Here is an 8,151-nt window from a genome sequence, read left to right as displayed (position 1 = left end):
TTCCCTATCAGGATGTTTGAGCCATTTGAAATGTTTACATGTGCTTGTTCGTCTTTGGATAGAGTGATCGAATGCGCTAGTCCAAGGTCTCGAGCACATACCCCGTAACTTGGGTTACCATCACTTATCAGCTTGGTATCGGAATCTAAACGTCTCACAAAAACATCTTTGAATGATTTAGCAGTGGTATCTTTGATTACTTCCATGAAGCAATGAGTAGGAGCACCATTGCTAATCGACACTCCAATTAGGACATTGGTTTGTTTTGTTCCCTTTCCTCTTTAGCCTTCGCCATGGCTCTCACCACCTAAAAAGAACTCATCTACTCAGACGTTTCCTCCAAGTTTATATAAACCATTTCGGTCAGCCATTGCTTTTCGTAGCTTATTTAGCATCAACCAGCCAGTCGAATAAGATACTTGAACGAATTTAGCAATGGTAGTAGCCGAAAGACCACGCTTGTCGTTGGACAATAGATAGATAGCGGAGAACCACTTGGATAAAGAGATATGGCTTCGATGGAAGATGGTTCCGGAGGTAACGCTAGTTTGACGGTGACAAGATTTACATTGAAAAAGTGGAGCTCGAGATGCTGCATTTCTTCGATGGTTTGGCCTGATTAAGGTAAACTGGTCAGAGTCACACTTTGGGCATCTAAATCCCTCATAGCATAAGCAATTTGATCAAATGATCTTCACATGCTTCCTCTGAAGCGAAGCGTACCATAAAGCCTGAGATATCCACCATGCCTCCTTTATCGAACATCTGTTCTACTAAAGATTAGCTCCAATCTGGTCTCGGTGGAGGCGAAACTTACGAAACTTGATAAGTATGTTTGGAAATGCCCCGACGCACTCGTCGCTATCCCCGTTGTGGCCACTGGCGCCTTCGCTATATAACGTGGCAATAGACTATGGATCGCTGAAGTCTTTGAATCTGATGGGCGTCGGTGGTCTGATCCTAGGACAGAAGATGGCCACCTCCTATGAAGTGGTGGATAGTTCCCTTCCTGCCCCTTTTGGTAAGAATCGACAGGTTACAAGTGCACTTAGTGCGCTTCTAGGGGTTTACTATTCACGACCAGATTTGGGCGCGGCTTTTAATTTGGATTCGAGATCTATTTCGTTGTTGAAATGGGCGACTGGAATCTCAAGTGGCGATTCATCGTATTCGCGGCTTCACCCTAATCGAGAGATCTATTTGAAGGTGCTATCCCAAGAACAGAGCGATCCCAAGATCTCTCTCTTTACCTCTATTGACGTAGCTTCTCAATGGCAATATGGAGGATCCGTGACCTTCAATGGCGTTAGAAAGTTTATCTACTATTCGACTATATCGAATTTAAGTAGTCAACTCTTTGTGCCGACCGAGATTCGTCCTAGCGGCAATTCAAAGGCGCATCCGCTTATCTCAGGAGACACAACTGCATATGTTACCCAAAATGAGATCTCAAGAAATCATCTACCCAAAAGCCAGACAAATCAAGATCTGATTTTAACGTCGATTCATAAAGATACAGATCAAACCGTCGAATCGTTGGTGGCGAAAAGGCAGGGTTTCGTGGTTCTCTTCGATCAGGTTATGCCAGGTGAGCATGCTTTCGATAATGGAGTTCCAATTCCACTGATCACTACAGATGGTTTTTTAACGGGTCTTGTCTTACATAAGGGTGTAAATCACATTGTTTTGAATTACGTATCCCCATGGGTGATGGTAATTTTTTGGTTGGATCTTTCCTTGAATCTAATCCTGATTCTTGCTGGTGGCTATCTCGTTTTGTTCAAAAGATTCTTAATTGGTCGGCATCTTTTTTAGCAGCTGGATATTTTATCGTCAAAATTCCAAGACAGATAACCCGATGGGCGGATAATCGTCTCTATGCCAGCGGGCGGTCTGATTTTCGATCTTTATTTCTGTCATTTTGATCTATGAATTGCTTGAGTAATCAAGCTAAATATATTAGATCCCTTTGTAAATTTCGTGTTTTTGTTCACCTGAACTAGATGATTTTTATTTGCGTTTATTTAATTTCGGGTATGTGTCTAAAAATAGTTTAATTTGGAGGATCTTGTGGTTTTGTTTTGTCTGGCGGTTTTGCCCCTACGGCCCGGAAGGCAAAGTATTTTGGATCTGTGGCTTGATCTTCTTTTCGACATGGCTCCTGATAGGGATTATCAGTGGCGATTGACTGCTAGATGGCCAAGTCCTTTGATCGTTGGACTTTGAGGCTGATCATGTGATGGTGGCAATTGCAATTTGGTCCAGTGGGGGTATTCTAACTTTTACTGTGATAGATTCTTAAAAATGGCGACGTAATGACTGACTTGTCGTAGTGTTAAAGAGATGACATCGATTAGGGGTTCATTGTGCAATATTCATCTTCATTTATAATTTCTGCACTTGCTGAGACTTGGAACTCCCTTGGGGGTTATTGCCGTGAGTTAGGTGAAGAACAATGGATTGCGTTGTCGAACTGTCCAGGCTGGAGCGTAGGGGATATTCTTTCGCATATCGTAGGTACCGAAAGGAGTCTTCTCGGAGATCAAACTCCAGTGATGGACGACGATCAAGTTGGGTCGCACGTTAAAAATGAGATCGGAAGATCCAATGAGGCCTGGATAAAGTCACTAAGGTCTAAGTCCTCAGCCGAAATCTTAGATCAGTTTGAAAGTTGCGTCACCAAACGCTTAGAGGTGCTCGGTTCTATGACCGAGGAGGAGTTTTCGAAAGAGAGCTGGACGCCGATTGGCAAAGGTACCTATCGAGACTTTATGGTCATTCGGGTGATGGATTGTTTTGTCCATGAACAAGATATTCGAATATCCAGTGGCGGATCCTTTCTTGCACACGATAGATCAGGAAAGATTTCATATGATCAATTGGTCTCGGGTCTAGGATTTGTGGTTGGTAAGAAAGTCAAGGCCAAAGAGGGCACTCAAGTCCGCTTTGAGATAGAAGTTAACCCTGGTAATGTTGATACTATTAGGATTTTGATTCGCGATGGTCGCGCTGTGGTCGCGCGAGATGATGCCAAAGAGATCGATGACGCCTCGTTGACCATGACCTTTGAGGCATTTGTCTTTGCCGCTGCAGGACGCCTCAATGCCCATAGTTATTTAGAAGATGGAAGCGTAAAGATCGGTAGCGATAGTGAACTTGGGACGGCGGTCTATCAGAATTTAGGTTTTTTGATATGATCCATTCCACAATTGGTGACGGTGGCTTTGGTGATATTGCCTTTGTAGATTTGGTTCTCACCTAAATTTTGTCAATTGAGAACGCTAAGGAGAAAAGTGAAGGCATCGGAGATAGAACGTGTCGAATTTTTTTACGACCCAATGTGCCCATTTGCCTTTGCAACATCTCTTTGGATGCGGGAGGTCGCCCATCACTATGGATTTTCGATCGACTTTCGATTTTTTTCTTTAGAAGAGATCAATTTGGAGAAGGACAAGAAGCACCCCTGGGAGCGTGATTGGTCTTTTGGATTCTCCCTGATGAAGGTAGCAGCGCTCGCTAAAAAGTTAGATCCTAAATTGGCTGATGACTTTTACTTTGAGGTTGGCTCCGCAATACATCTCAGGGGTGAACCTATTCACACCCTGGAAGCTGCTACTCGGTTCGCAGGGAAGGTGGGGATTGACTCCGAGCTAGTGCTTTCATCTATCCATTCTCAAGAGGCAATCGACATAGTGCGAAAAGATCATGATTTTGTACGTGAGGCCCACGGCGCATTTGGCGTGCCTACCATTACCTTCAATGGTGACCATACCTTCTTTGGGCCAGTCGTATTTCCCCCGCCCAAAGGTCAAAAGGCTCTCGATCTCCTTGATATGGTGTGTCTGTTTGTCTCTGTTGACAATCTCTATGAACTCAAGAAGCCGCGCAATGCTAGCGATGACGCTGAACTCGCACAGAGGCTAAAGCCCTATCTCTCGGCCCGAGCATGGAAGAGCATCTAAAGCTACATCGGTGAGTTGGCATGTTTTGCCATGCGGATACTCTCTTTTTTGGCTATAATTAGTTCCAGCGCCAAAGCTATGGATTTGCGCGTATCTCTGGGTTCGATGACTTCGTCGACAAAGCCCCGTTCGGCAGCTATGTATGGAGTGAGATATCTAGCCTGATAATCCTCCTGATACTGGGCTCTTTCTTGGTCGGTTGCTCGTCTCATTAGTATTTGGGCTGCCCCTTGTGCGCCCATAACGGCGATTTCAGCCGATGGCCATGCGAACACTACGTCTGAACCCATTCCCTTGGAATCCATCACGATGTAAGCACCCCCATATGCTTTTCTTAAAATCAGGCATATCCTCGGAACTCCGCAAGCTGCATATGAAAAGGCAAGTTCGGCGCCATGGCGAATCATTCCTCGCCATTCGACGTCTTTCCCCGGCAGAAAACCTGGGGTATCCTCCAATGATATTAGCGGTAGGTTAAAGGCATCGCAGAATCTTACGAACCGAGCACCTTTTTGTGAGGCTGGAATGTCTAAGGTGCCAGCGAGGACTCGTGGTTGATTGGCTAGTATTCCTACAGCATGACCGCCTATTCGAGCTATCCCCGTAACTAGCTGGGGTGCCCAAAGTGGACGAAGTTCGAGAAAATATTCGTCGTCAACGATTTCAGAGATTATGTCCCTAACGTCGTATGATCCAGTGGGCGAGTTAGGGATCAACGATGTCAAAGAGTCGCATAATCGCCCGACTGGGTCATTCGTTTCAATCACTTGGGAGACGTAGTTTGTAGAACGTGGAAGAATTGAAAGAATCTCTTCTACCTGTTCTTTCATCTCCTGCATGTTCTGGGCTTCAAGATGGCTAACTCCAGTTTTGGTGGCTAGTGTGTAGGAGCCACCAAGGTCAACGGCAGCGACTTCAACACCTGTGTATCCTTTTACCATCTCTGGACCAGAGACAAAGGCATAGGAGTCCGGTGTGGAGATCACAATGTCAGCCAGACCAAGCAATAGTGCGGGTCCGCTAACTGCAGGGCCAAATAGTCCGGCTAAGATTGGCACAACGCCAGAGGCTGCCGCGAGTTCCCTAGCGGCTCGCCCCCAACCATTTAGTGCAGCAATTCCGTCATGTATTGACGCTCCAGATGTCGATAGATAAAGAACAATTGGGAGCTCGTTTTTAACTGCTACTTTGATTGCGTTTGCGATCTTGATGCCGTCTTCTTGGGTTAGGGCTCCTCTGTTTGGCGCTGGAATAGATGAGATAACCATTGCCGGCCTACCTGCTATGGTTTCGATCCCAGTTACGGTGCTTCCGGGAATTCTAATTCCTAATCCGAATTGTGGTTGGGACCGAGATGTCTCATTTCTATCCAAGATCATTCGTCTTTGTCCTTGCCTGTTCTTTTAGTTTTCAAAAAATGAAACTTATTTAACGAGATTCTAGGCCATCTGAAGCGAACCGGAATCTGTCATTTTGAATTGGTCTATCAAGTCTTGTATCGCCGTTTTGACCTTCAGGCTAGCTTGGAGCTCATTATTGCTTGACTGGCAAGTCGTCCGGACTTCAATGCTCCATCGATGGATGGATTCTGGAGATAGTCGCCAGCTAGAAAAGTTCTTTGAGATACATTCAAAAAGTATGGGTCGCCAACGTTTCCAGAGCTAAAAACTACAGGTAAAGCGTCTTTGATTTCGTAGCTTCTTATGTGGCTAAGCTCGTTTTTTTCAATTCCTAGGACTATAGCAATCTGATCACTTATTACATCTGGGTCCATATCTGGCTTTAGGGTAGATGCCGAGATTAGATGGACACCTTTTGGTGCATAGCTTTTTGAAATCGCATCGAGTTGAACTACGGTTGCCAAATCTATCTCGGGCATTCGTGGTATTACTACGGTTGGCTCATTTGAAAGTTCTATCTCGGTTGCAAAATAGTGGCACGCAACGCTTCGATAGTTCACCTTGGCGTTGTTGCCCAGAAGAAGGTTTGCTTGATCTGGTTTTGTAGCGACTACCACAAAGTCATGGGGACGCTCGCTTCCATCTTCTAGGGTAATCGATCGGTCCGACACGGATCTTACCTTTGAGTTGAGATGGATATCTTCTGGTTCGATATTTGATGCGATCTGACTTGGTATCTCAGCCATTCCAATATCTGGAATTACGCTATGGCCAGTTAGAAAGTTTGAAAGAGTGAATAATAACATTCGGTAGGAGGTGCTGAGGTCGTCCTCTAAAAAGACACCCTTGAAGAATGGTCTGAAATATCGGTTGATTACCGAGGCGGAGACGCCAGCTTTTTGTAGATAACCAAGCGAAGACTGCTCTTTCATGTAGAAGTAAGAGTCCCGCCGCCCTTTGAGAAGGTCAAAGGCGATTTTCGCAAGGGGATATAACTCTCCAATCGAAAAGGATTTGACCAGATTGACTGCATCGATAAGATCCCGGGATGATTCGGGAAACTTCATCAACTCCTGAGAACCATTCGAATCTACGAAGTGGACACCTTTGGTAAATGGTTTTAGGTTGATTTTAGAGGGATCAACAATTCTGCGAAAGTCAGGATATGAATCTATTAGGATTTGAAAGCCGCGATCTAAGTAAAAACCCTCTACTGAATCTGTGGCTACAATTCCTCCGATCCGGTCGCTTGCCTCGAAGATCGAGATATCGAAGCCATTTTGTTTGAGGTAGAAGCCGGCAGACAGCCCAGCCAAACCACCTCCAACGATTGAAATCTTTTTACTGATCACACTCAAACATCCTAAATTTACTCTTGGCTCTATTTCTGGTTCTTTTAAGAGGTTAGCCTAGGGTGGGAAAATGCCTTTTTGACACTCGAGTCAACAGAGAGTAATTCTCTCATGAGCTAGAGACGCTAATCCAAAAGGCGACACTGGGCCAAGAAAATATCCCATATTCTTTTGTGGCGAGATTGAATTGTCGATGTAATTATTGATGTGAGTGCCTAGGGGTGCTTTTGGTCTTCCAAGGTTTAGCCTGAATCCACAGAAATGGACCAGCTTGAGCCCCTCGGTGTGAATCCAAGTCGGTTTTTTGGAACTGATTTAGGTTTGACGGAGGGTCTATGGCTTAAATCTGGTTTCAGAGTGCCAAATATGACCTATTCGCTTTGTGATTGAGCCTTTTTGGTCATTTTTGAGATTCTGAAATCTCATTTTGGCCATAGTGACCTAATCACTTGTCTTCTAGAGCAGTTCCTTCAAGTAATATTCAGTGTGTTAGGTAACCAGATGTTCAGGTGATGGCGATCTCAAACTTTCTGATCCGATCAAGAGCCTCTAAGAACTTATCCTTATAGTGCCAGTGTTCTTCAAGATGGAGTATTACTTTTCTAGCTGAACGAGTGATATGTCCTGCGATCTGAAAGTAACACCGTCGAAGCTTTGGTGTGGTGATAACAGTTTCTGCAATAGCACCTATTCGTGCCAGGTTGTGTGCAGTGAACCGTGCCAGGTTGTGTGCAATTGCACAAATGGCTAATTAGACCAGAGCCAACCAAACGGCATTAGCCCTTCTTTCGCAGATTTCCCGAAAAATCGCCCCAATTGGTCCCTTTTGAGGGGATTTTGGGCGATTTTCGACTTGGGCGATTTATAGATGCCCTGGTAGATGGGTATTAGGTCTTTTTGGGTCGCGAATGTAGTGTCCTAATTTTTGAGTAGTTTTGATTATGACTTGCATTAGCTCTGACATGGTGCTATTGTCTTGTTGTGTTTATCCGTGAAACTCCAACAGTTAATAAAAAGACCGGCGTTAGCTACAGTAAGTACCAACTCGTTGAGTCCTACCGCTGTGAAAAAGGTCCCCGTCAACGTATAGTAATGACCTTGACCGAACTGGACCTGGATAAGTCATTGTGGCCAGCTCTGGCCAATGCTATAGCCCAGAGACTCTCTGGAGTAACCTCACTCTTTGAATCAGATCCTATTATTGCCAGATACGTCGATCTGGCAATCACTAAGTATGCAATTCGTTCCGAAGTTGCAGCCGCTAAAGAAACAAGAACTACTGAGGCTGACCTTGAGATGGTGGATCTCTCTAGTGCTAAGACTATCAATAGTAGAAGTATCGGTCCAGAACTCATAGGAAACTCGTTCTATGAAGCTCTTAGCTTCGATAAGATCCTAGAGAGTGCAGGTCTATCGGGTGAATCCCTTGGTATTGCC

At 44.9% G+C, this 8,151-nt stretch carries 5 protein-coding genes and 2 pseudogenes; 4 read left to right on the top strand and 3 right to left on the bottom strand.

The genetic code is table 11. The features are described from left to right. A pseudogene (locus tag AXFE_RS19565) lies at nucleotides 1-744 on the bottom strand (IS1595 family transposase); the annotation flags it as partial. A 78-nt stretch (nucleotides 745-822) separates the two neighbouring features. Between AXFE_RS19565 and AXFE_RS15445 the strand changes: the two are divergent. From AXFE_RS15445 to AXFE_RS15435, 3 genes are all read left to right on the top strand, one after another. After that, nucleotides 823-1,815 (top strand): hypothetical protein, encoded by a 993-nt coding sequence (locus AXFE_RS15445; protein WP_160291897.1) that lies wholly within the window; start codon nucleotides 823-825, stop codon nucleotides 1,813-1,815. Nucleotides 1,816-2,366: 551 nt separating this feature from the next. Beyond that, complete coding sequence (locus AXFE_RS15440) at nucleotides 2,367-3,197, top strand: maleylpyruvate isomerase family mycothiol-dependent enzyme (RefSeq protein WP_052606844.1); 831 nt, start codon at nucleotides 2,367-2,369, stop codon at nucleotides 3,195-3,197. Nucleotides 3,198-3,293: 96 nt separating this feature from the next. Next, entirely contained in the window at nucleotides 3,294-3,962 is a 669-nt protein-coding gene (locus AXFE_RS15435) for a DsbA family oxidoreductase (RefSeq protein ID WP_082058820.1), read from the top strand. Nucleotides 3,963-3,964: 2 nt separating this feature from the next. Here the strand turns inward: AXFE_RS15435 and AXFE_RS15430 are convergent, their stop codons facing one another. Next, entirely contained in the window at nucleotides 3,965-5,341 is a 1,377-nt protein-coding gene (locus tag AXFE_RS15430; RefSeq protein ID WP_052606843.1) for an acyl-CoA carboxylase subunit beta, read from the bottom strand. A gap of 134 nt (nucleotides 5,342-5,475) precedes the next feature. Beyond that, on the bottom strand, nucleotides 5,476-6,714 hold the full coding sequence (locus tag AXFE_RS15425) for an NAD(P)/FAD-dependent oxidoreductase (RefSeq protein ID WP_052606842.1): 1,239 nt from the start codon (nucleotides 6,712-6,714) through the stop codon (nucleotides 5,476-5,478). A gap of 981 nt (nucleotides 6,715-7,695) precedes the next feature. Between AXFE_RS15425 and AXFE_RS15420 the strand changes: the two are divergent. Then, a pseudogene (locus AXFE_RS15420) lies at nucleotides 7,696-8,151 on the top strand (IS1634 family transposase); the annotation flags it as partial.

It is taken from the genome of Acidithrix ferrooxidans (assembly GCF_000949295.1).
GTDB lineage: Bacteria > Actinomycetota > Acidimicrobiia > Acidimicrobiales > Acidimicrobiaceae > Acidithrix > Acidithrix ferrooxidans.
Note: the sequence above shows the minus strand (reverse complement) of the source record. Positions and strands in the feature narration are given on the sequence as shown.